The 22,472-nt window shown below is 69.0% G+C and carries 18 protein-coding genes; 10 read left to right on the forward strand and 8 right to left on the reverse strand.

Annotated elements, in window-relative coordinates; translation table 11 throughout:
* The first annotated feature begins 4 nt into the window (after positions 1 to 4).
* The 6 genes from V5P93_RS13045 to V5P93_RS13070 all read left to right on the forward strand — a co-directional run bounded on the left by V5P93_RS13045 (position 5) and on the right by V5P93_RS13070 (position 7,188).
* On the forward strand, positions 5 to 928 hold the full coding sequence (locus V5P93_RS13045; protein ID WP_104480361.1) for a hypothetical protein: 924 nt from the start codon (positions 5 to 7) through the stop codon (positions 926 to 928).
* Positions 929 to 1,801: 873 nt separating this feature from the next.
* Complete coding sequence (gene ngcE / locus V5P93_RS13050) at positions 1,802 to 3,169, forward strand: N-acetylglucosamine/diacetylchitobiose ABC transporter substrate-binding protein (RefSeq protein WP_104480360.1); 1,368 nt, start codon at positions 1,802 to 1,804, stop codon at positions 3,167 to 3,169.
* Positions 3,166 to 4,068 carry a carbohydrate ABC transporter permease gene (locus tag V5P93_RS13055; RefSeq protein WP_104480359.1) on the forward strand — a complete coding sequence of 301 codons (903 nt, stop codon included), beginning with the start codon at positions 3,166 to 3,168 and terminating at the stop codon, positions 4,066 to 4,068. The genes ngcE and V5P93_RS13055 overlap by 4 nt, the downstream gene beginning before the upstream one ends.
* On the forward strand, positions 4,068 to 4,985 hold the full coding sequence (locus V5P93_RS13060; protein ID WP_104480358.1) for a carbohydrate ABC transporter permease: 918 nt from the start codon (positions 4,068 to 4,070) through the stop codon (positions 4,983 to 4,985). Before V5P93_RS13055 ends, V5P93_RS13060 begins: the two co-directional genes overlap by 1 nt.
* Complete coding sequence (locus V5P93_RS13065) at positions 4,982 to 6,244, forward strand: 6-phospho-beta-glucosidase (protein WP_104480357.1); 1,263 nt, start codon at positions 4,982 to 4,984, stop codon at positions 6,242 to 6,244. Before V5P93_RS13060 ends, V5P93_RS13065 begins: the two co-directional genes overlap by 4 nt.
* Positions 6,241 to 7,188: an N-acetylglucosamine kinase gene (locus V5P93_RS13070; protein ID WP_104480356.1), complete on the forward strand. Its 948-nt coding sequence runs from the start codon at positions 6,241 to 6,243 to the stop codon at positions 7,186 to 7,188. Before V5P93_RS13065 ends, V5P93_RS13070 begins: the two co-directional genes overlap by 4 nt.
* Before the next feature lie 30 nt (positions 7,189 to 7,218).
* Here V5P93_RS13070 and V5P93_RS13075 read toward each other — a convergent pair whose 3' ends face one another.
* From V5P93_RS13075 to V5P93_RS13095, 5 genes are all read right to left on the reverse strand, one after another.
* Entirely contained in the window at positions 7,219 to 9,528 is a 2,310-nt protein-coding gene (locus V5P93_RS13075; RefSeq protein WP_146108107.1) for a hypothetical protein, read from the reverse strand.
* 16 nt (positions 9,529 to 9,544) lie between these two features.
* Positions 9,545 to 10,372 carry a carbohydrate ABC transporter permease gene (locus tag V5P93_RS13080; protein ID WP_245931392.1) on the reverse strand — a complete coding sequence of 276 codons (828 nt, stop codon included), beginning with the start codon at positions 10,370 to 10,372 and terminating at the stop codon, positions 9,545 to 9,547.
* Positions 10,369 to 11,310 carry a carbohydrate ABC transporter permease gene (locus V5P93_RS13085; protein WP_104480354.1) on the reverse strand — a complete coding sequence of 314 codons (942 nt, stop codon included), beginning with the start codon at positions 11,308 to 11,310 and terminating at the stop codon, positions 10,369 to 10,371. The genes V5P93_RS13080 and V5P93_RS13085 overlap by 4 nt, the downstream gene beginning before the upstream one ends.
* Positions 11,307 to 12,593 (reverse strand): ABC transporter substrate-binding protein, encoded by a 1,287-nt coding sequence (locus tag V5P93_RS13090; protein WP_104480353.1) that lies wholly within the window; start codon positions 12,591 to 12,593, stop codon positions 11,307 to 11,309. Before V5P93_RS13090 ends, V5P93_RS13085 begins: the two co-directional genes overlap by 4 nt.
* Before the next feature lie 226 nt (positions 12,594 to 12,819).
* Positions 12,820 to 14,394 (reverse strand): glycoside hydrolase family 13 protein, encoded by a 1,575-nt coding sequence (locus V5P93_RS13095; protein WP_104480519.1) that lies wholly within the window; start codon positions 14,392 to 14,394, stop codon positions 12,820 to 12,822.
* Positions 14,395 to 14,982: 588 nt separating this feature from the next.
* Here V5P93_RS13095 and V5P93_RS13100 point away from each other — a divergent pair.
* Complete coding sequence (locus V5P93_RS13100; protein ID WP_104480352.1) at positions 14,983 to 15,222, forward strand: hypothetical protein; 240 nt, start codon at positions 14,983 to 14,985, stop codon at positions 15,220 to 15,222.
* 137 nt (positions 15,223 to 15,359) lie between these two features.
* Here the strand turns inward: V5P93_RS13100 and V5P93_RS13105 are convergent, their stop codons facing one another.
* A complete protein-coding gene (locus tag V5P93_RS13105; protein WP_245931391.1) occupies positions 15,360 to 15,845 on the reverse strand; it encodes a DUF1772 domain-containing protein in 486 nt (161 codons plus the stop codon).
* Between the two features lie 358 nt (positions 15,846 to 16,203).
* A complete protein-coding gene (locus tag V5P93_RS13110; protein ID WP_104480518.1) occupies positions 16,204 to 17,613 on the reverse strand; it encodes a M14 family zinc carboxypeptidase in 1,410 nt (469 codons plus the stop codon).
* Between the two features lie 421 nt (positions 17,614 to 18,034).
* On the opposite strand from V5P93_RS13110, the gene V5P93_RS13115 reads away from it, so the two are divergent.
* The gene (locus tag V5P93_RS13115; RefSeq protein WP_104480350.1) at positions 18,035 to 20,458 is read left to right on the forward strand and encodes a chitinase C-terminal domain-containing protein; all 2,424 of its coding nucleotides are present in this window, start codon (positions 18,035 to 18,037) and stop codon (positions 20,456 to 20,458) included.
* Between the two features lie 123 nt (positions 20,459 to 20,581).
* On the opposite strand, the gene V5P93_RS13120 is transcribed toward V5P93_RS13115, so the two are convergent.
* Positions 20,582 to 21,181, reverse strand: a complete 600-nt coding sequence (locus V5P93_RS13120; RefSeq protein WP_104480349.1) for an NADPH-dependent F420 reductase — start codon at positions 21,179 to 21,181, stop codon at positions 20,582 to 20,584.
* A 93-nt stretch (positions 21,182 to 21,274) separates the two neighbouring features.
* On the opposite strand from V5P93_RS13120, the gene V5P93_RS13125 reads away from it, so the two are divergent.
* Together V5P93_RS13125 and V5P93_RS13130 are read left to right on the forward strand one after the other, a co-directional pair.
* Complete coding sequence (locus V5P93_RS13125; protein ID WP_245931390.1) at positions 21,275 to 21,625, forward strand: helix-turn-helix domain-containing protein; 351 nt, start codon at positions 21,275 to 21,277, stop codon at positions 21,623 to 21,625.
* A gap of 225 nt (positions 21,626 to 21,850) precedes the next feature.
* Complete coding sequence (locus V5P93_RS13130) at positions 21,851 to 22,399, forward strand: snapalysin family zinc-dependent metalloprotease (RefSeq protein WP_104480347.1); 549 nt, start codon at positions 21,851 to 21,853, stop codon at positions 22,397 to 22,399.
* Positions 22,400 to 22,472 lie beyond the last annotated feature (73 nt).

The following is a 22,472-nucleotide window of genomic DNA, read 5'->3' on the forward strand; positions in this document are numbered from 1 at the left end:
CGCTGTGATCGACTCAGCGGCCCTGCGCGCCGACCGCTCCTGGCAGCTCACCTGGACCGACGGGCGGCTCGACGAGGCCGTGTTCCGGCTCGACCCCGACACCGCCGCCGACCGCCGCGACCTGGTCGAGCGGCTCGGGGCCGACCCGACCGACCCGGAGCGGTGGGAGTCCGCGCTGGTCGAGGCGGTGCTGACCGACCCGGCCTCGGCCGACCTGCGTCGACTGGAGCTGCGCCTCACCGACTTCCACCACTCCGCGAGCCGCGCCGCGGCCGCGCTGGCCGCGCACCGCCGCGACCGGCTGACCACCCTGTACTTCGGCCACGACTTCGAGTTCCTCTACGAGGACGCCCACACCTCGACCGGCGGCCGCTTCGACCCGCTGAGCAGGCTGCACGAGGGCTTCGCCGACGACATCCGGCACGGCCTGTGGGCCGCGCTGCCCGCGCTGCGGGAGCTGACCGCCGAGGGCGGCCTGCTCTTCGACGAGATCGGCGGCGCCGCGCTCACCGACCTGCGGCTGCGCGGCGCGGTCCTCGCCGACGGCGCCGTCTTCCCGCACGAGGCGCCCGGGGTCGTCTCGCTCGTCGTCGACAGCGGCACGGACGTCTTCGGGGTCGCCTGCCCGGTCGACCACCTGGCCGAACTCGGCCCCCGGGGCTGGCCCGCGCTGCGCCACCTCGACCTGAGCCGCGCCGAGTTCGACCCGAGCGACCTCGCCACCGTGCGGGCGCTCGCCGAGTCCCGGATCGTGCCCCAGCTGGCGACGCTCACGCTCGGCGCCCTGCGCGTCAACGACCACGAGGCCGACGACCCGATCGGCGCGCTGACCGCGCTCGCCCCGGCGTTCGCCCACCTCACGCTCACCGTCGCGGGTGAGACCAACGTCGACGGCGCGGCCCGCGCACTGTCCGGAGTGGACCGCTAACCCGGCGTCCCCGCCCCTGCCACCCGGTCCGCCTGCGCGCGGGCACAGTACATATCGCGCGGGCACAGTACATATAGCGTCGGCTCATGGCGTCACCGAACAGCGGCCGCGCGCGGTCGACCCCAGGTCGTTCCGCACCGCGGGTGAGCCCGCGTTCACCCACTGCTCCGGGCCGCCGCGCCCCGCGCAGCCCACCGGCGACGTCCCCGCCCGGGCCCGGGGATCCCCCGAGATTCCACGCTGCTGCGGGGGACCGACAAAACCGACAACTCACCCGAGAGCCCTGTGCACAACTCGGGATCTTGGTCGTGCGGGTGCCACCACCGGCGTGTCGCGCGGCGAGGGCGAACGCGTGCCGGGCTCGCATTATCAGGCTGGAGCGTTTCAGGGCAATAGGCGCGCCGCGAAGTGGTGTCCGGTAATCGCGGCGCCGCGGGTCGGACATCATCACTATTCGTCTCGACCTTTGCTTTTGCCCTTCCGTACCATCGCGGTTGCCCGTACAAACTAAATCGTTGCCCTGGTGGGGTCGCCGGTGCGAATCGGACATGGAGCGCTCCCGGTCCCGACCCCCAAACCGGGCAACTCTGGTACCTCGGGGTAGTCCGGTCAAGGGTGGATCGAGCAGGGCTGCCACATCGTTATAGGCCCAAATCTGCCATGATCGAGTTCGGTATCAGTGCTGGCCAAGCGGCATATCGCCGGAGTATGGTCTAGACCAAATCACCCATCTGTCCGATTGCCCGGCTCAGGGCTCCGCGCCGATAGTGGGCGGGCCTCGCGAACCGGTCGCGTGACGGTCGAAGGAGTCTCCACATGTCCGCTGCGCTTCCGCAGAACCCCAGTCGCCGATCAGTGCTCAAGGGGCTCGGAATGGCCGTGCTAGCGGCCGGCCCGCTGTCCGCCTGCGCGTTCGGCTCCGATGACAAGCCCGCCAACAACGGCCCCACCGGCACGGTGTCGGCGAACAACCCATTGGGTGTCGCGGCCAATGCGCCGCTCGAGGTCGTGATCTTCAAGGGCGGTCTCGGTGACGCGTACGCCACCGAGGTGCACGAACCGATGTACAAGAAGGCCTACCCCGAGGCCACCATCAAGCACATGCCGACCCAGCAGATCTCGCAGACCATGCAGCCGCGGTTCGCCAGCGGCGACGTGCCGGACGTGATCGCCAACTCCGGCAGCGACGTGATGGACAACGGCGCGCTCGCCAGCGAGGGCCAGCTGCTGGACCTGACCCCGCTGTTCGACGCCCCGGCCATCGGCGGCTCGGGCAAGGTCCGCGACGGCCTGCTCCCCGGCACCGTCGAGGCGGGCATCCTCAGCGGCAAGCCGTACCTGATGAAGTACATCTACACCGTGTACGGCCTCTGGTACGACCAGGCGCTGTTCGAGAAGAACAGCTGGACCCCCGCGACCACGTTCGAGGAGTTCGACGCGCTCCTCGGCAAGATCAAGGCCGCGGGCCTCAAGCCCTACGCCTACGCGGGCAAGAACGCCTCGTACTACCAGTACTGGATGATCGCCATCACGGCCGCGAAGATCGCGGGCAACCAGGTGCTCATCGACATGGACAACCTCAAGGAAGGCGTCTGGACCTCCGAGCCGGTGCTCAAGGCCGCCACCGCGTGGGCCGAGATCGGCAAGAAGTACCTGGACCCGTCCTTCGAGGGCCTGACCCACACCGAGGTGCAGACCGCGCAGAACCAGGGTCAGATCGGCTTCTACCCCAGCGGTTCGTGGCTGGAGAACGAGCAGAAGGAGCAGACGCCCGCGACGTTCAAGTACGGGCTGACCCCGACCCCGAGCGTCACCTCCTCGGACAAGCTGCCCTTCGGCGCCGTCCGCGCGGCCGCGGGCGAGGCGTACATCATCCCGGCCAAGGCGAAGAACCCCCAGGGCGGGCTCGAGTACATGCGCATGATGCTGTCGAAGGAAGGCGCGCGCGGCTTCTCGGAGAAGACCGGCAACATCACCGTGGTCAAGGGCGCCGCCGACGGCCTCCCGCTGTCGCCGGGCACCAAGGCCAGCAACGACGCCCTGAACAAGGCCGGTGACAACATCATCACCTACAACCTGTTCGAGGACTGGTACAAGGAGTTCGAGACCGAGCTGCGCGCGAAGACCAACGCGCTCATGTTCGGCCGCATCACCCCCGACCAGTTCTGCAAGGACGTGCAGGCCAAGGCCGACGCCGTGCGCAACGACTCGGCGGTGACCAAGCAGAACCGCACCTCATGAGGATGCCCCGCGGCGGCGCCAGGTTCGTCATCTCGTTCCTGGCGCTGCCGATCATCATCTACGTCATCTTCGTCATCGCGCCGTACCTGCAGGCGTTCTACCTGGCGCTGACCGACTGGAAGGGCATCACCGCCTCCCCGAAGTTCGTGGGCTTCAAGAACTTCGAGGTGCTGTTCTCCGACAGCGTCTTCTGGAAGGCGGTGCTGCACCACGGCATCCTGCTGCTGGTGCTGCCGCTGGTGACGCTGATCATCGCGCTGTTCTTCGCGTTCCTGCTCAACATGGGCGCCGGGACCAAGGGCGTGCGGGGATCGCGCTTCTACCAGGCGGTGTTCTTCTTCCCGCAGGTCCTCGCGGTCGCCGTGATCGGCGTGCTGTTCCAGGCCATGTACCGCCCCGACAAGGGCGGTGTGCTCAACGGCCTGCTCGACCTGGTCGGCGTCGAGCCGATCGGCTGGCTCACCAAGCCGAACCTGGCGCTGTGGATGCTGATCGCGGTGCTGGTGTGGCAGGCGGTCGGCTTCTACGTGGTGCTCTTCGCCGCGGGCATGGCCTCCATCCCCAAGGAGATCGTCGAGGCCGCGCAGCTCGACGGCTGCAGCAAGGGCCGGATGTTCTTCCAGGTCACGCTGCCGCTGCTGTGGGACACCATGCAGGTCGCCTGGGTGTACCTGGGCATCGCCGCGTTCGACGGGTTCGCCATCGTGCAGGTCCTCTCGGTCGACCGGGGTGGCCCGGACGGCTCGACGACCGTGCTGCCGCTGGAGATCTGGCGCAACGCGTTCACCTTCTCCAAGTACGGTTACGCCTCAGCCATGGGTGTCGCGCTGTTCGTCCTCAGCCTCACCTTCGCCGTGCTCACCCTCCGGGTGACCAGGCGGGAACGGATCGAGTACTGATGAGCGCCAACCTCACCGTCGAGCGCACCGAAGGCGGACCGGACAACGGTTCCGGTCCGCCCCCGGTGCGCCGCAACAAGCACGACCGGGGCAACCCCGCGTTCAAGGGGCTCTCGCACCTGGCGCTGTTCGTCTGGGCGCTCACCGTGATCCTGCCGATCCTGTGGACGTTCCTGGCCTCGTTCAAGACGAACACCCAGATCTTCACCGATCCGCTCGGCCTGCCGAGTTCGATCAGCTGGGACTCGTGGGGCCGGGCGTGGGAGAAGGCCAACGTCGGGACCTACCTGTTCAACAGCGTCATCGTGGTCGCCTGCGGCACAGCGGGCACGATGCTGCTCGGGGCGATGGCGGCGTACGTGCTGTCCCGGTTCTCCTTCCGGGGCAACCGGTTCATCTACACGCTGTTCGTCTCCGGCATGGTGTTCCCGGTGTTCCTGGCCCTGGTGCCGCTGTTCTTCGTGGTCCGCAACCTCGGGTTGCTGAACACGCACCTGGGCCTGATCCTGGTCTACATCGCGTACTCACTGCCGTTCACGGTGTTCTTCCTCTCGGCGTTCTTCCGCACCCTCCCGGTGCCGATCGCCGAGGCCGCCATGATCGACGGCGCGTCGCACACCCGCACGTTCTTCCAGATCATGGTGCCGATGGCCAAGCCGGGCCTGATCAGCATCACGGTCTTCAACGTGATCGGGCAGTGGAACCAGTACCTGCTGCCGATCGTGCTGCTCGCGGGCGACGACAAGAAGTGGGTGCTGACCCAGGGCATCGCGAACATCTCGACCAACGCCGGCTACCAGGCCGACTGGCCGGGCCTGTTCGCGGCGCTGACCATGACGATCATCCCGGCGCTGGTGGTCTACCTGATCTTCCAGCGGCAGATCCAAGCCGGGCTCACCTCGGGAGCGCTCAAGTGAAACTCGCGGTCGTCGGCGGAGGCTCGACCTACACCCCGGAGCTGGTCGACGGCATCGCCAGACTGCGCGCCGAGTTGCCGGTCACCGAGCTGGTGCTGATCGACACCGACGAGCACCGGCTCGGCCTGGTGGCCGGGGTGTCCGCGCGGATCCTCAACCGCGCGGGCCACCCGGCCCGGTTGTCCACCGCCACCGAGCTGGAGAAGGGCGTGGCGGGCGCGGACGCGGTGCTGATCCAGCTCCGCGTCGGCGGGCAGGCCATGCGCCACCAGGACGAGACGGTCCCGTTGGAGTGCGGGTGCGTCGGGCAGGAGACCGTCGGCGCGGGCGGCCTGGCCATGGCCATGCGCACCGTGCGGGTCGTGCTCGACGTCGCCGAGCGGGTCGCCGCGGTCGCGCCGAAGGCGTGGATCGTGGACTTCACCAACCCGGTCGGCATCGTCACCAAGGCGCTGCTCGACGCCGGGCACCGGGCGATCGGCCTGTGCAACGTGGCGATCGGCTTCCAGCGGCGCTTCGCCGCGCTGCTCGACGTCGAACCGTCGCGGATCGCCCTCGACCACGTCGGGCTCAACCACCTGACCTGGATCCGCGCGGTCTACCTGCGCGGCGAGGACGTCCTGCCCCGGCTGATCGACCAGCACGGCGAGGCCATCGCCAAGCAGATCGGGCTGCCGGAGCCGGTGCTGCACCGGCTGGGCGTCGTGCCGTCGTACTACCTGCGGTACTACTACGAGCACGACGCGGTCGTCGCCGAGCAGAAGGTTGGGACGTCGCGGGCCAGCGCGGTCAAGGAGGTCGAGGACAAGCTCCTCGAGCTCTACGCCGACCCGAGCGTCGACACCAAGCCCGACCTGCTGACCAGCCGCGGCGGCGCGTTCTACTCCGAGGCCGCGGTGGCGCTGCTCGCGTCGCTGTTCGGCGAGGGCGGGGACGTGCACGTGGTCAACGTCCGCAACAACGGCACCCTGCCGTTCCTGCCGGACAACGCCGTCGTCGAGGTACCCGCCACGGTGACCTCGGCGGGCGCCCAGACCTGGCCCGTGGCACCGGTTTCACCGCTGCTGGCCGGTCTGATCGGGCACGTGTCGGCGTACGAGTCGCTGGCGGTCCGCGCGGCCATCACCGGCGGCGAGGACCTGGTGACCGAGGCGCTGCTGGCGCACCCGCTGGTCGGCCAGATCTCGGTGGCCGAGCGGCTGGCGGGCAGGCTGATCGAGGTCAACCGCGACTTCCTCCCGTGGGCCTCCGTCCGATGAGGACGGTCCTCGCCATCGACGGCGGGAACAGCAAAACCGACGTGGCCCTGGTCCGCGAGGACGGCACCGTCCTCGCCCGGGGCCGCGGCGCCGGTTTCGAACCGCAGACCGTCGGTGTCGAGGCAGCGGTGGACGTAGTGGCCCGTACGGCGGCGGAGATGCTCGGCGTCCCGCCGCCGTACGCGGACCACGTCGCGGCCTACCTGGCGGGCGCGGACCTCCCGGAGGAGGAAACCGCCCTCCGCGACGAGTTCCTGCGGCGCGGGATCGCGCCGTCGGTGGAGGTCGGCAACGATACGTTTGCCTTGCTGCGCGCGGGAACCACGCGCGGGTGGGGCGTCGCGGTGGTGTGCGGCGCGGGCGTGAACGCGGCGGGCATCGGCCCGGACGGGCGCGTCGCCCGCTTCCCGGCCCTGGGCAAGCTGACGGGCGACTGGGGCGGCGGGCAGCACCTGGGCGAGGAAGCGCTGTGGCACGCGGTCCGCGCGGAAGACGGCCGGGGCGTGCCGACGGAACTGGTTTCCCTGGTGTGCGACCACTTCCACACGCCCAGCGCGACCGCGGCGGCCGTGGCGATCCACAACGGCGAGATCCCCCGGCACCGGCTGGGTGAGCTGGCACCGCGGCTGCTGGAGTCGTCGGACCCCGTGGCCCTGGGCCTGGCGGCCCGCATGGCGGAGGAGGCCTGCCTCCTGGGCTGCGCGATCCTGGACCGCCTGGACCTCCTGGACACGCCCGCGGACGTGATCCTGGGCGGTGGGGTGCTGACGGGTGGTTCGCCGAGGTTCATGGCGGCCGTGGAGTCGGGCTACGCGACCCGAGCCCCCCGCGCGCGCCTGCACGTGGCGCGGAACCCGCCGATCCTGGGGGCGGCCCGGTTGGGGCTGGACCAGCTCAAGGCCGAACCGGCCGCGTACGAGCGGGTGCTGGCGAGCTTCTCCTGAGCGGTGGTTGGCACCGAGAACGGTTGCCGCCTAGCGGGCGCCTGTCGAATGCGCCGCGGGGCCACTGGTGTCGCGGTCACGGTATCCACGCCAGTAGTCGGCGAACACGGTGTCCTCCTCGACCAGGAACCGAAGCGGTTCGGTGGTGTTGGCGACGATGGCGGAACCACAGATGATCATCTGGTGGTCGCCGTCGGGGATGCCCGTGCCGGTGAGCGGCGACGGCAGGTAGAGGTGGGCCTCCCGGTTGCTGCCGTCGCGATAGGTCTTCTTCGTCCTGCCTGACGCGGTGCGCAGCGAGGACTCGAAGCCGAACACCGTGGGAGTGAGGCCGGCGGAGGTCAGGGTGGTCGCCGCGGCTGAGACACCCTCCGCTGCCCGGATGAGGTCCGTCAATGTCGGGAAGGTCGACGGGGCGTGCCCCAGGCGGTTGCGCACCTCGGCGACCTTGGCCCGCACCAGCGTCGAGTGCGCCTCGCGCAAGGCATCGATCAGGGTGGACTGGCTCTGACGGGTCAGGTCGCAGACCATTCGTGAGTGGTTGAACGGGTAGATGCGCAACTGCGTGTACTTGCTGTACGTCGGGCCGTCCGACTGTTTGACGTACATGTCGGCGTTCTCGACTGTCCGTTCGGCTACCTGCGCGACTCGGAGCAAAGACTCGATCAGCACCCCGAGGGAGTTCCGGCCCGCCGGGTCGTAGGTGAAGTTGTCGGACTCCTGGGAGAGGACCGAGGCGCTCCACGCCCTCGACTTGGCTCTGCTGTAGACGAAGAGCTCCTCCTTGCGGCCGCAGTGATCGTTGGTGAGGAGCCAGCAGGCGAACTCGGTCGCCGACGCCAGGAACGACTCCGCTTCGACGAAGAGGTCGAGCCCGGCGCTGCGCGCGACGGTTGCCCACTCGGTGCCGGCGGCGTACTCGACGTTCTCCACCTCCCGTATCCGATCGATGTGGCGCAACACCGCTTGGTCATTGCTGGGCGGCGGCTCCTGGGTGCGCCCCAACTTCCACAGCAACCGGCCGCGAAGTCTCTGCTCGTCCTCCGGACCTGCGGGCACCTCGAACCTGCCGTACCTCAACTCCTTGAACGAGCGCATCAAGGAGCCACGTGTGGAAAGCACCAGCCGACTCAGCAGTTCGTTCTCGTCGGCATCGCGCAGGAAGTAGTCGAGCTTGTCGTAGGGGGTGCCGCTCTGGTATTCGCGCAACAAATAGCCGAGCTCTTCTCGCTGCTCTTCGGTCGCGTAGATCGACTGTAGAAACGTTCGCAGGTTGAGCGGTTGAGTGTTCCCGGTGAAGCGGATTCCGTTCCGGCTCAGTTCCTGCTCCACATGGAACGATCCACCCGCCTTGTGGCGTACCGCGACAGCCTTTCTGAGTTCGGTAGGTGTCAGGTGGATCGCGTCGTCGTCCACGAGTTCTTCAATCGCCTCGACGATATCGGTAGTGGGGTAGAGCAGGGTTAGTTGAAGGCAACGCGCGTCGTCGTAGGATGTGATCATTTTGATCACGGCATTCTTGTTGGTCGGCATCCCGTGCGCCCCGGACAGCCGGTCGGTGATCATCAGTCGATCCTTGCGGATCAGAGTTTGGACCAGGGTGCGCTGTTCGTCGGGCGTCAATCCGTTGCCGACGAGCCACGGGAGGTTGTCGGCGTTGAACACGTCGTAGTAGTCATCATCTGGACGAAGGATGTCAATGACGTGGTTCGACAGTACGCCGCCGGTCGGGTAACGCCGTTCGATGATCTGCCACGCCTGGCCCGCGTCGGTGTCGCCCGTCCTCAGGCCGACGTGGTGGCCTGTGGTGCACTCGACTCGGGGGCACAGATAGGTTGGGCCGCAGGTCAGAGGTGCGAAGTAGCGTGCCGACGCCGACTCCTGCAACCCGAATGGTCCGCACACCAGGTTGCGAAGTTGGAACACTCCCTGTGGTAGTGGGTCCAGCAGCTGATACGACTGTATCGGGGGAAGTGACTCCTGTATCAGGTCGGTGCTGTACAGCTTCGCATACCTCTGGTCGAGGCCCTGGCCCAAAATCCACGGGTATCTAATCCGTTTTTCGGCCACCTCTACACTGATGGATTCAAGGGCGGCAGCTGCGCCGCTTCGGTCGCAATCGATAAGCAGTGAATTGCGGGCCGTGAATCGGCCCAAAGCTGCTGCCTTCAAGTCGGAGTCAAGAAAGTCCGGGTGCTCGCCTGCGATCTGGCCGATGATCTCGGAGCCGGTTGGGGTAAGGTTGATCGCTTTCCCGAACTCTTCCGGAAAATGGTACCCGTTCGGCAGTAGGCAGTGAGTGATGAAGCGCCCGATTGTGACTAGTGTATTCTCGCTCACAATACCTTCCGTGGAATCATTTGACCCCTCCTGCCGTCAAGCCCGCCACGATGCGGCGCTGGAAGAGCAGGACGAGGATCACCAGTGGGATCGTCACGATGACGCCCGCCGCCATCTGCGTGCCGAACGGCGAGTCGAACTGCGTCGTCCCGGTGAACTGGCTCGTGATGACCGGGGCCGTCTTCAGCTCCTCCCGGTTCACCACCGACAGCGCGATGATGAACTCGTTCCAGGCCGCGATGAAGGTGATGATCGCGGTGGTGAACACGCCGGGGGTGGCGATGGGGAGGATGACCTTTCGGAAGGCTTGGGCCGGGGTGCAACCGTCTATTTGGGCCGCTTCCTCCAGTTCTCCCGGCATCTGGCGGAAGAAGGCCGTGAGGTTCCAGACGGCGAGGGGGAGGACGTAGCCGACGTTGGGGACGATCATGGCCTGGTAGGTGTTGATCCAGTCGATGTCCGAGAACAGGTCCAGCAGGGGGATCAGCAGGGAGATGCCCGGGAACATGCTGGTGGCGATGATCAGCGCCAGCACCGCGTTCTTGAACCGGAAGGTCAACCGGGCCAACGCGTACGCGGCGAAGGTGGCGAAGAGCAGCACCAGGACCGTGGTGGCGCCCGCGACGATGAAGCTGTTCAGCAGTGACCGCAGGAAGCCGTTGCGGTCGTCGAAGGCGGCGGTGTAGGACTCGAACGAGAGTGGGGAGGGGATGGGGCCCGAGTCGAAGATGTCGCTGGTGCGGCGGAGGCTGGAGACCAGCATCCAGTAGAACGGCGCCAGGCAGTACGCCACGATCGCCGCGATCCCCAGGTACGGCAGCGCCGAGCGCAGACGGGTGCTCACCGGTTCCTCCCCACCCGCGCCCCCACGACGTCCGCGCCCAGCAGCCGGACGAACACGAAGGCCACCACCGCCACGTACAGGAACAGGAACACCGCGTACGCCGACGCCGGGCCGTACCGCCCGAACCGCACGGCCTCCTCGAACGCCAGCACCGTCACCGTGTCCGTGGCGTCCTTGCCCGGCCCCACCAGCGTGTACGGCAGGTCGAACATCCGCAGCGTGTCGAGGATCCGGAACAGCACCGCCACCAGCAGCGTCGGCCGCACCAGCGGCAGCGTGACCGAGGAGAACTGCCGCCACGGCGAGGCCCCGTCCAGCCGCGCGGCCTCGTAGACCTCCTGGGGGATGACCTGGAGCCCGGCCAGCACGAGCAGGCCGATGAACGGGGCCGTCTTCCAGGTGTCGGCGATGATCACCGCGAACCACGCCTGCAGCCCGTCGGTGGTCCACAGGATCGCCGGGCCCGGCAGCAGGTCGTTGGCCACGCCGTCGGCCTGGAACACCCAGTTCCACAGCAGACCCGCGATCGCCGTCGGCACCGCCCACGGCACCAGGATGCTCGCCCGCACCAGCGCCCTGCCCCGGAACGCGTGGTGCATCACCAGGGCCATCAGCACACCGAGCACGACCTCGACCGCGACCCCGACCACCGTGAACGTCGTGGTGTTCCACAGCGCGTTGAGGAAGCGGCCCGCGGTGGCGCCGGTGACCATGTCGGCGAAGTTGTCGATGCCGACGAACCGGTAGCCGGTCTCCAGCAGGCCGGTTTCCGGGTCCACGCCGTCGTTGCGCTGGTAGAACGCCAGCCGGACGGCCGAGACGATCGGGTACGCCACCACCAGACCCAGCACGACCAGCGTGGGGGAGACCAGGGCGGCGGCCAGCCGCCCGGTCCCCGCGCGCCGACGGGATCTCGGTGGGTCGGCGACGGCTGTCACTTGGTCAGCTCGGACAGCCGCGCCTGCAGACCCGTCAGCGCGCCACCGACGTCACCCTTCCCGCCCATGGCGTCGTAGACCGCGTTCTGGATCGCGGTGGACACCTCCTGGTACTTCACCACCGCGGGCCGCCGCTTGGCGCCGAGGATGCTCTGCTTGAGCGTCGGCAGGTACGGGAAGCGCGCGGTCAGCGCCGGGTCGTCGTAGAGCGCGGCCCAGGTCGGCGCCTGCGACGACTTCTCCAGGTTCGCCCGCTGCTGCTCCTCGCTGGACAGGTACTTGATGAACTCCAGCGCCGTCTTCTTGTTCTTCGCGAACGCGCTCACCGCCAGGTTGTGACCGCCCAAAGTGGACGACCCGGGACCGGTGAGCCCCGGCAGCGGCGCCACCGCGAACTTCCCCGCCACCGCCGAGGAACCGTCCGTCGCGGCGGCCTTCAGGTACTGGTACGGCCACTGCCGGTGGAACACCAGCTCGCCCGCCTGGAACGCGCGCCGCCCCTCCTCCTCCTTGAACGTGCGCGCCTTCCCCGGGATCTCGCCGGACTTGACGCCGTTCACCAGGAACTCCAGGCCCTTGCGCGCGGCCTCGGTGTCCAGCGTGGGCTTGCCGTCCGGGCCGACCACCGCGCCGCCCGCCGAGTTCACCGCCTCGGAGAAGTTGACCGTCAGGCCCTCGTACTTCTCGAACTGCCCGGCGTAGCAGGAGGTCCCGGGGTTGGCGGGCAGGACCTTCGCGCACGCCGCCGACAGCTCGGCCCACGTCTTCGGCGGCGTCAGACCCGCCGCGTCCAGCAGGTCCTTGCGGTAGTAGAGCAACCCGCCGTCGGAGTTGGTCGGCACCGCGTAGAGCCGGTTGAAGTACGTGCCGGTCTCGACGGTCGCGGGCAGCAGCTTGTCCAGCGGGAACTCCGCCTCCGGCAGCTGCACCACCCACTGGTTCGCGGCGAACTCCGCGGTCCAGATGACATCGAGGTTGAGCACCGCGTAGGTGTCCGAGCGGGTCTGCGCGTTCTGCACCATCTGCTGGCGCTGCGCGTCGGCGTTCTCCGGCAGCTCGATCAGGCTCACCCGCTGGTCCGGGTGCGCCGAGTTCCAGCCGTCGATCTGGTTCTGCAGGTTGCCCGAGGTGTCCTTGCCGGTCGCCAGGGTGATCGGCCCGACACCGTCGAGCGCGGCCTGCGGGGGGGTCGGGCGCGAACCGGAGTCGGTCCCGCACGCGCTCGCGGTGAGCACCAGTACCGCCGCGATGCCGATGCGGCCGATCAGACCCTGCCTTGCCACGACGCCTCCCGGAAAGCGTTGCCGCGCCCCGGGTTCCGCTCGCCGTGGGCGTGGGCTAGGTGATGGTCGAACTGTTCTCGCCCGGCCCGGGCCGTGAACATGCACCGTGGCACGTTGTTACTGTTTCGTGACGCCCAGTGCGACAACCGGATGACGCTTTCCCAGGAAAGAGATCAACCACCCTGGTGCGGCGGCGGGACCTGGGGCATCCTGGAACGTCGGCCGGTCACCCGGCGCGCCACCACACGGCGGTGTCGGGCGGCAGCACCACGTCCGGACCGTCCACTGTGTACGGTCCCGAGGCGAGCAGCACACCGGACGCGGGCATCCGCGCCGGTGCCGCGCCCAGGTTGACCGCGCAGCCGAACCCGCCCCGGCGCAGCGCCAGCACCTCCGGCCCCGCGTCGAGCCACGTGAGCGGCGTGTCCGAGCGCAACTCCGGCGACTCCCGGCGCAGCCGCAGTGCCGCCCGGTACAGCTCGAGAGTCGAGCCGTGCTCACGGCTCTGCGCGGCCACGGACAGCCCGGCCCAGTCGGCGGGCTGCGGCAGCCACGGCGTCGACCCGTCCGGGCCGAAGCCCAGCGCGCTGCCCCCGGTGTCCCACGGCAGCGGCACGCGGCAGCCGTCTCGGCCCCGGTCGGTGTGCCCCGAGCGCGCCCAGGTCGGGTCGCGCAGCACCTCGTCGGGCAGGTCGGTCACCTCCGGCAGACCGAGCTCCTCCCCTTGGTAGAGGTAGACCGAGCCCGGCAGCGCCAGCGTCAGCAGCGCGGCGGCCCTGGCCCGGCGCAGCCCGGTCGCGCCGCCGCCGTAGCGGGTCACGTGCCGGGTGACGTCGTGGTTGGACAGCACCCAGGTGGCGGGCGCGCCGACCGGGGCCATCGCGGCGATCGACCCGGTGATCACCGCGCGGAGCGCCGCGGCGTCCCACTCGGCGGTCAGGTAGTGGAAGTTGAAGGCCTGGTGCAGCTCGTCGGGGCGCACGTAGCGGGCCGTGCGGTCGGCGCCGGTGGTCCACGCCTCGGCCACGGCCACGCGCGGCGGCCGGTAGGTGTCGAGGACCTTGCGCCAGTCGCGGTAGATCTCGTGCACGCCGTCCTGGTCCCAGTACGGCAGCTCGCGGGTGTGCCGCAGCCCGTGCTGGCCCGCCGCGCCGACGTCGGGCAGGCCGTCGCGCTTGACCATGCCGTGCGCGACGTCCACCCGGAAGCCGTCCACCCCCAGGTCCAGCCAGAACCGCAGGATGGCGCGGAACTCCGCGCGCACCTCCTCGTTGGTCCAGTCCAAGTCCGGCTGGGTCACGTCGAACAGGTGCAGGTACCACTGCCCGTCCGGGACGCGGGTCCAGGCCAGGCCGCCGAAGACCGATTCCCAGTCGTTGGGCGGGCGCTCGCCACCGGGGCCGCGCCCGTCCCGGAAGACGTACCGCGCCCGCGCGGGCGAGCCCGGACCGGCGGCGAGTGCCTCGGTGAACCACGCGTGCGCCGAGGAGGTGTGGTTGGGGACCAGGTCCACGACGACCTTGAGCCCGCGCGCGTGCGCGTCGGCGACCAGGCCCCTGGCGTCGTCCAGCGAACCGAAAGTCGGGTCCACGTCGCGGTAATCGGCCACGTCGTACCCGCCGTCGGCCATCGGGGAGGTGGTGAACGGGGTGACCCACAGGGCGTCCACGCCCAGGTCAGCGAGGTGGTCGAGGCGGGAACGGAGTCCGGGGAGGTCGCCGACGCCATCCCCGTTGGCGTCGGAAAAACTACGGATGTAGACTTCATACAGCACCGCGTCGCGCCACCAGTCCCCGGACAGGGGTTCGCCGGTCCCGTGCATGGAGCTACCTCCTCGTGCGGGCGGGTGGTTCGACGCTAGCAGCGGTCGCGGAGGGCAGGAAGTCTTCGCCCGTCCGCAACCCGCTGGTTCCCCCGGGTGTGTATTTCGATCACCCGTTTGCCATTTTTGGCTGACGCTATTCTTCGCGGATACGTCCGTCGCGGTCATCGCGAGTTTCGGTATGCGGCGCGTGTGATTCGTCCCGCCGTCGGTTCTTGGAGGGTTCGGTCCGCGCGCACGATTCTCGGATATCGGTGTCCGGACAGTCGGATCCGACGTTGCGTTCCGGGTATACCACCGGCGTAATGACCTGACGTTATGCCCTCGTCATGGACTTGAGCTGCGAGAACGTAAATCTGCAAGTTGCAGATCAGTGTTTGCGAAATAGCCGGGTGATGCCCCGTTTGGCGGCGTTATGCCGGGGAACCGGGCCAACGTCGCCGGTTCTTCCGGCCCGGTGGTGAAAAAGTGCGGGCTAATTCACCCGATCGTGATCACGGACTGGCGTTTGGGTGGCATATTGGAACCGTGACCGCCACACGGTCACACCGTGAGGGGGTGGGGGATATGTACGAGAATGGTTACCGGGCCGCCGAGTTCGGTTCCGGCTCCGTGCGATCGGTCGCCGACCCGGTGATCGTCGACCGCGACGACGCGGCCGAGGCGCTGCTGGGGTTCTTCCTCGCCAACGCCGACGTCAACGACCACGACGCGAACGACTACCTCGTCGAGGAGCTGTGCCGAAGACTGCGCGACGCCCGCCGGGTGCCCGCGCCCGCGGCGCCGCCGATGATCGAGTGCGACTGAGCGAGCCGGAGCGGGTGTGGGCCGACCGGGGTGGTCCACTGCGCCCGGTGGGGGAACGCGGGGGCCTGGGGGTCAGGCGTTTCGCTCTGCGGCTTTCCGGTTGGCACCGGGGTGTCCGATAGTCATCTGATCGTGGGTCACGTGATCACGTACAGCACGGTCGCTCCTGTCGAGGCGACCGTTCGAACGTGGTTCCACGCCGTCCACCGCCGCAGGTAGCCCGCCCAGTACGCGGCTGCCTCGGCGGTGCCCGGCGTCAGCGCGTCGAGCTCGTTGTTCCACGGCACGTTGCGCGCGCCGGTCACGCCGAACACGCCCACCACGTAGAGCGCCGCCGCGACCGCGTGCGGCCACGGGCCGAGCACCGCGAGCGCGACGCCGAGCGCGCCCGCGCCGAGGAACACGGCGATGAACAGCGGTGTGATGATCACCCGGTTGATCGACCGCATGGCGGCCACGCCCGACTCCGGGGGCACCGCGCCGAGCGCGCGCATCACGAACACGGAGAAGGCGAAGAAGATCCCGGCGACCAGTCCGGACGAGACCGCCGCGGCGGCCGACAGCACGCCGACGGCGTCCCAGGGGCCGCCACCGGTGGCGAGGTCCACGGCAAGGGTGTCCACAGGGCCACTGTCGCACAGTGACGCCCCGCGACCGCGCTCGCCGGATCCCGTGCGCGAAACCCCGGACGACCGGTCAACCGGCCGCGGGGCTTGGCCGCGCCCCTGCACGACACGGCCAAGCCCGGCGGCTCGCGGGTCACAGCGAGGGCTTGGGACCCGCCGAACGCGTACACCATAAGGGCTGCGGGCACGCGTGTGGAGAAAAAACTTCGGAAAAGCGCGAGGGCCGGGCGCGTGAGGGTGCGCCCGGCCCCCGCCGGGGCCTCCGCGCGGACGCAGGCATCGCCCGCGTGGAGGTGGGGGAGCGGGCGCCCCTGTCTCGACCCGCTCCCCATCCGATGGGACTTCTCGCCTCGCCTCAGCTCCCGTACGGCGCCGGGGCCTTGGTGGCGGCGTAGGTCAGCATCGACTTCACCTTCGGCCAGAACGTGCTGGTCTGGCAGGAGTAGGCCGGGGTGAACCCGGAGCACGCACCGCTGGACCCGCCGATCTCCCAGACGAAGCTGGACACGCCCAGGTCGTCGTAGACCCAGTCGTCGGTGGCGCCGCCCGCGTTGTAGAGGATCTCGCCGGGCTGCCCGTACTGCCAGCCACCGGCCAGCGAGGCCATCTGCCTGGCGATGCCGCGCAGCGCGGTGTCGTTGCCCGATTTCACCGAGGAGTTGAAGCCCCACGGGAACAGCACCATGTTGGAGTAGCTGTGCATGCTGATGACCATGCCCGTGGTGTCCGCCGGTGCGGGCGCGGACGTGCCGGTGGCCCGGCGGTCGCGGTAGAGCGAGCGCCACAGCGATTGCAGCGCCTTGGTCTCCGCCTCCGAGTTGGCGCTGGGGCCGCGGTAGGTCTCCGAGCACGGCTGGGTGCTGCTGCCGGTGCCGAAGCCGGAGCTGGTGTTGCGGTTGAGGTCGATGCCGACCTGGCTGGAGCCGCCGGTGGTGCCGCAGCCCGCGCCGTTGGTGTTGTTGCCGTTCTTGCGCTGCAGGTACGGCCGCCCGCCGCCGCGCTGGACGATGTCCACGCCGTCCGGGTTGGCGATCGGCACCACCCACACCTCGATCTTGTCGAGGAGCTGGGTCACCTGGGCGTCGGTGCCGTAGTTGTCGGTCAGGTGGTCGATCCAGCGGTAGGCCACGTCACCGGTGGTGATCTCGCGGGCGTGCAGCTGGCCCATGACGAACAGCCGGGGCTTGGGCGCGTTCGGGTTGAGCGCGCAGTCGCCCGCGTTCTTCTTCGTCAGGCAGATCGCCTTGAGGTCGTAGCCGCCGGACCCCCGGGACTTGCGCCACGAGTCGCCGTAGTCGACCACCGTGGCCAGTGCCGCGTGGTCGCGGGCCACCTGGTCGAGGTGGGCGTACTGGGCGTTCACGGTCCGGTAGCCGCCGTAGTAGGTCTCCTCGGCGACCGCCGCGTCGAGCACGGCGGCCTGGCCGCTGCGCGCGGGCGGGGCCCACGTCAGCGGCGGCAGCACGGACTCCACCGACGCGCGGAAACCGTCCGCGCGCAACCGGTTCGCGGTGTCGGACCGGCCGAGGACGAACAGGTCGTCGCCGTCGCGGTCCTCCAGCACGTCGTACCCGGCGCGCAGCAGGGCCTCGGCGCGCAGCGCGCCGCCCGCGACCCGGTAGACGACGCCGGGGGACTGGTCGGCGACCGCCTGCGACGGCTGGGACGGGGCCGCGGTGGCCCCTGGCAGTGCTCCGGCGAACAGCGCGGACCCGGCGGCAACGGCCGCGGTCAGCGCCAGCGCGGAGCGGCGGGTGATGGTCACCCTTCGCACCTCCTCGCGGTTCGCGACGGCCGAGCCCGAGGCAGGGTGGGCCCGATCGCCGCTGATCGGTGCGCGCGCCGCGGTGCACAGCGCGCGATCGGAACTCACAGAGCGTGCCCTACGCCATCCGGTCTCCACCCATCCCAACAATGCATAGCGAGTTCCTATGGATCCTTTGGGAAAACTGGGATCAGGGCTCGTCGGGGGCCGCTGCCGGGTGCCGCGATCACCCGGGCTGATCGTCCATCTAGGACTATTGGGGAGTGCTCCGGTGCGGCCATTCAGGTGATCGTGGGACGTTTGTCCGGTCAGAGTGGGAAAGAATAATTGGTCTAGACCGGTTGAGTTAGTTGGTTTAGACCACTTACGATCCTCTTCAACCCTGCGTCCCAGGCTCCACTTGTCCCCCAGGAGGTGAAGCGTGGTCAGAAAGAGCCTTCCCCTGCTCCTCTTGCTGACTCTGCTCTCCGGCATCACCGTGGCAATCGCCGCGTCGCCAAGCAACCCCGCCCAGGCCGCCGACAACTCCCAGTGCCGTCCCGACGGCCTGGCGCAGACCGGCAACCTGGCCGTCCCCTACTGCCTCGCGTACGACACCGACGGCCGCGAGAAGATGGGCGCCGACCACCCCCGCCGAGTGATCGGCTACTTCACCAGCTGGCGCACCGGCAAGAACGGGCAGCCCGCCTACCTGGCCAGCAACATCCCGTGGGACAAGATCACCCACATCAACTACGCCTTCGCCCACATCGACGGGCAGGGCAAGGTCTCGGTGGGTGGCGACGGCCCCGACAACGCCGCGACCGGCATGGAGTGGCCCGGCATCCCCGGCGCCGAGATGGACCCGACGCTGCCGTACAAGGGTCACTTCAACCTGCTGAACAAGTACAAGAAGCAGCACCCGAACGTGAAGACGCTGATCTCCATCGGCGGCTGGGCCGAGACCGGTGGCTACATCGGTGACGACGGCAAGCGCGTGGCCGACGGCGGCTTCTACACCATGACCGACAGCCCGGCGAAGATCAACACCTTCGCGGACTCGGCGGTCGACTTCATCCGCAAGTACGGGTTCAACGGCGTGGACATCGACTACGAGTACGCCACGTCGATGAACAACTCCGGCAACCCGGACGACTTCTCCATCTCCAACCCGCGCCGCGCCAAGCTGATGGCCAACTACGTCACGCTGATGAAGACGCTGCGGGAGAAGCTGGACGCGGCCGCCGTCGCCGACAACAAGTACTACTCGCTGTCGGTCGCCGCCCCGTCCTCGGGCTACATGCTGCGCGGCATGGACACCTACCAGGTCACTCAGTACCTGGACTACCTGAACATGATGACCTACGACCTGCACGGTGCGTGGAACAACTTCGTCGGTCCGAACGCCGCCCTCTACGACGACGGCAAGGACGCGGAGCTGAACTTCTGGCAGTACTACACCACCGCGCAATACGGTCAGCTCGGTTACCTGAACAGCGACTGGGCGTACCACTACTTCCGCGGCGCGATGGGCGCGGGCCGGATCAACCTCGGCGTCCCGTACTACACCCGCGGTTGGCAGGGCGTCACCGGCGGCACCAACGGCCTCTGGGGTTCGGCGCCACTGCCGGACCAGACCAAGTGCCCACCGGGAACCGGCGGAACCGTCGGCTCCAAGGTCTCCTGCGGCAACGGCGCCATCGGCGCCGACAACCTCTGGCACGACCAGGACACCAAGGGTTCCGAGGTGCCCGCGGGCTCCAACCCGCTGTGGCACACCAAGAACCTGCAGGAGGGCAAGCTCGGCAGCTACGCCGCCTCCTACGGCCTCGACCCGGTGAAGAACCCGGCGGACCGCGTCACCGGCACCTACACCCGCAACTACGACTCGACGCTGGTCGCGCCGTGGCTGTGGAACGCCGAGAAGAAGGTCTTCCTGTCCACTGAGGACGAGCAGTCGCTCGGCACCAAGGCGCAGTACGTCGCCGACAAGGGCCTCGGCGGGATCATGATCTGGGAGCTGGCGGGTGACTACGCCTACGACCAGACCAAGGGCGAGTGGTTCATGGGCGACACCCTGACCACGCTGCTGTACAACAAGTTCAAGACCGCCGCGCCCTACGGCAACACCAAGGCCAAGCGCACCATGCCGACCGACGTGCTGGACGTGAAGTTCGAGTTCGGCGGCTTCCCGGTGGGTGACTCGAACTACCCGATCACCCCCAAGGCCAAGGTCATCAACAACTCCACCCAGACCCTGCCGGGTGGCACCGAGCTCCAGTTCGACTACGGGACCTCGGCGCCGCCGACCATCGGCCAGCAGTCCGGCTGGAGCCTGTCGACCATCTCCACCGAGCACAGCGGCAACAACATCGGTGGCCTGAAGGGCGACCTGCACCGGTTCTCGCTGAAGCTGCCCTCGTGGCAGAGCCTGGCCCCCGGTGCCAGCGCGGAGGTCCAGTTCTCCTACTACCTCCCGATCGCGACCCCGTCGAACATCACCATCACCTTCGGCGGCAAGAGCTACACCGCGAAGCAGGACTGGCTGCGCGGCACCGGCGGCACCACGCCGCCGTCGTCGAGCACCACCCCGCCGAGCAGCAGCACCCCGCCGAGTTCGTCGACGCCGCCGAGCAGCAGTACGCCGCCCAGCTCGTCGACCCCGCCGAGCTCGTCGACCCCGCCCAGCAGCAGCACCCCGCCGAGCAACTGCACCGCCGCTCCGTGGGACGCCGCGAAGGTCTACAACGGTGGCCAGACCGTGTCCTACAACGGCAGGCAGTACCGCAACAAGTGGTGGACCCAGGGCGACCGGCCGGACCTGAGCGGTCAGTGGGGCGTCTGGACCGACCTCGGCCCGTGCTGAGTCGGCTGAACAACCGATAACCGAATAGACCACGCGGAGCGGTCGCCGGTGTACCCGGCCCGGCGGCCGCACCGCGGTCCAACCACCGTTCCCCCCAAGGGCTCCACTCCTGGGGGGAACGGTCTATTCCCGGGGTAGCGCGCGCGTCGGGTCGATGCCCTGGAAGATCAGGCCGATGACGAACCCCGCCACCTGCTCGACCTGCCGGGCCCGGTCCAGACCACCGAGGTGCACGCCGGTGGCACCGACGTCGCCGACGAGCCCCAGGACGGTCGAGACCGCCGCCGGGTCGTCACCGCAGACGGGGACCACCGGCGCCGTGGTGCCCCAGGCGGCGGCCGGGAGCAGGTTGAACGCCTTCACCACGTGCGCGCCGGTGGCGATCCCGGCGACGTGCGCGGCGGCCGACTCCACGAGCACCTCGCCCTTGCCGTGGTTCACCGCGTTCGTCGGGTCGATGAGCGGCTTCCCGGCGAACACCCCCTCGGCCGCGCCCGCGGCGGCCAGCGCCTCGTCGACGCTCGCCCACGGCACGGCCAGCAGCACCGCGTCACCGGCCGCCCCCACCTCCCGCACCGGTACGGCCGTGCCGCCGACCCGCTCCGCCACTTCCTTGGCCCGGTCGTGCGTGCGGCTGCCGACGACGATCTCGTGCCCGGCCCGCGCCCACACCGCCGCCAGCGCCGAGCCCACGTTGCCCGCGCCGATGACCCCGATCCGCATCCTGCCTCCAACTCGAGAGTTCCGATCCCGCTGGAACGGTAGAGAAGTGGACACGCACCGCTCGGTAGGCGATTGGGGGCCACAATGGGGTCCATGAGTGGCGAGGAGTGGTTGGCCGACTGCCGGGTGCGCGCGGCGACCGACCTGTTCACCCACCGCTGGGACCCGGTGGTGCTGGCCGGGCTGATGGCCGGGCCGCTGCGCCGCGGTAGGCTGCGGGCGGCCATCGGCGGCCTCAGCGACAAGGTCCTCGCCGAGTCGCTGCGCCGGTTGGCGCACAACGGGTTGATCGAGCGCGACGGCTCGCCACCGCGGGTGGAGTACCGGTTGAGCGCGTTGGGGCAGAGCCTGGTGGACGGGCCGCTGCTGGCGTTCGCCGACTGGATCGACGAGCACGGCGACGAGCTCTTGGCGGCGCAGTCCCGCTCGTCGGAGACCGGCTAGCGCCCGTCCGGCACCGGACAACCGAAGGTAAAATCTGGGAAATCCCCACTTAATGGGTTATTCATCTGGTGACTTCACACCCTTACCTGCGGTGATACCGGTGTTGCGCACGGCAATAAGGTCACCTTATGTGCCCGTCTTATATCTGAGTGTGATAGCGCTGCCTACACTCGGCCTACCGGTGAACGCGAAGCCACCGGAAACCCTGCACAGCAAGGAGATTCTATGTCTTTGCGCGGTTACACACGCGCCCTGGTGATGGGTGCGGCGCTCGTCCTCGGCTTAGCGGGCACGGCCACCGCGGCCAACGCGGCCCCCGAGGCGGCCCCGGCCGCCGCGGCGGCGCGCACCGTCTACTACAGCGCGTCCAGCTACTCGGCCCAGGCCGACCAGGCCGCCCAGATCTGGAACTCGCGGGTGCCGAACCTGCGCCTGGTGCGCGGCGGCAGCGCCACGATCCGCATCTCCGCCACCACCGGCGGCGGCTCCCGGGCCTACCCCTGCGGCCTGGGCTGCGCCACCATCTACATCGACACCCGCGACGTCGCCGCGGGCAACGACGCGCTGCGCATCGTCGCCCACGAGATGGGCCACGGCCTCGGCCTGCCCGACAACTACAACGGCGTCTGCTCCTACCTGATGTCGGGTGGCAGCGCGGGCACCTCGTGCCGCAACCCCAACCCGAACTCGCAGGAGGCGAGTCGGGTGAACCAGCTGTTCGCGGGCGGCCGGATCGCGCAGTCCGTCGCGAGCACGCAGGTCTACGCGCCGTAATCGGGTGTTGAGGATCCGGCGGGGCGTCCCACCCGCCGGACCTTCGCGCGTGCGACATCGTGACCTGCGGAGA

It is taken from the genome of Actinokineospora auranticolor (assembly GCF_041897805.1).
GTDB classification, from domain to species: domain Bacteria; phylum Actinomycetota; class Actinomycetes; order Mycobacteriales; family Pseudonocardiaceae; genus Actinokineospora; species Actinokineospora auranticolor.

Coding starts and splice junctions, on each gene's coding strand:
- V5P93_RS13120 (WP_104480349.1), bottom strand. CDS start 21,181: ATGCGGATCGGGGTCATCGGCGCGGGCAACGTGGGCTCGGCGCTGGCG.
- ngcE (WP_104480360.1), top strand. CDS start 1,802: ATGGCCGTGCTAGCGGCCGGCCCGCTGTCCGCCTGCGCGTTCGGCTCC.
- V5P93_RS13060 (WP_104480358.1), top strand. CDS start 4,068: ATGAGCGCCAACCTCACCGTCGAGCGCACCGAAGGCGGACCGGACAAC.
- V5P93_RS13130 (WP_104480347.1), top strand. CDS start 21,851: ATGTCTTTGCGCGGTTACACACGCGCCCTGGTGATGGGTGCGGCGCTC.
- V5P93_RS13070 (WP_104480356.1), top strand. CDS start 6,241: ATGAGGACGGTCCTCGCCATCGACGGCGGGAACAGCAAAACCGACGTG.
- V5P93_RS13100 (WP_104480352.1), top strand. CDS start 14,983: ATGTACGAGAATGGTTACCGGGCCGCCGAGTTCGGTTCCGGCTCCGTG.
- V5P93_RS13055 (WP_104480359.1), top strand. CDS start 3,166: ATGAGGATGCCCCGCGGCGGCGCCAGGTTCGTCATCTCGTTCCTGGCG.
- V5P93_RS13125 (WP_245931390.1), top strand. CDS start 21,275: ATGAGTGGCGAGGAGTGGTTGGCCGACTGCCGGGTGCGCGCGGCGACC.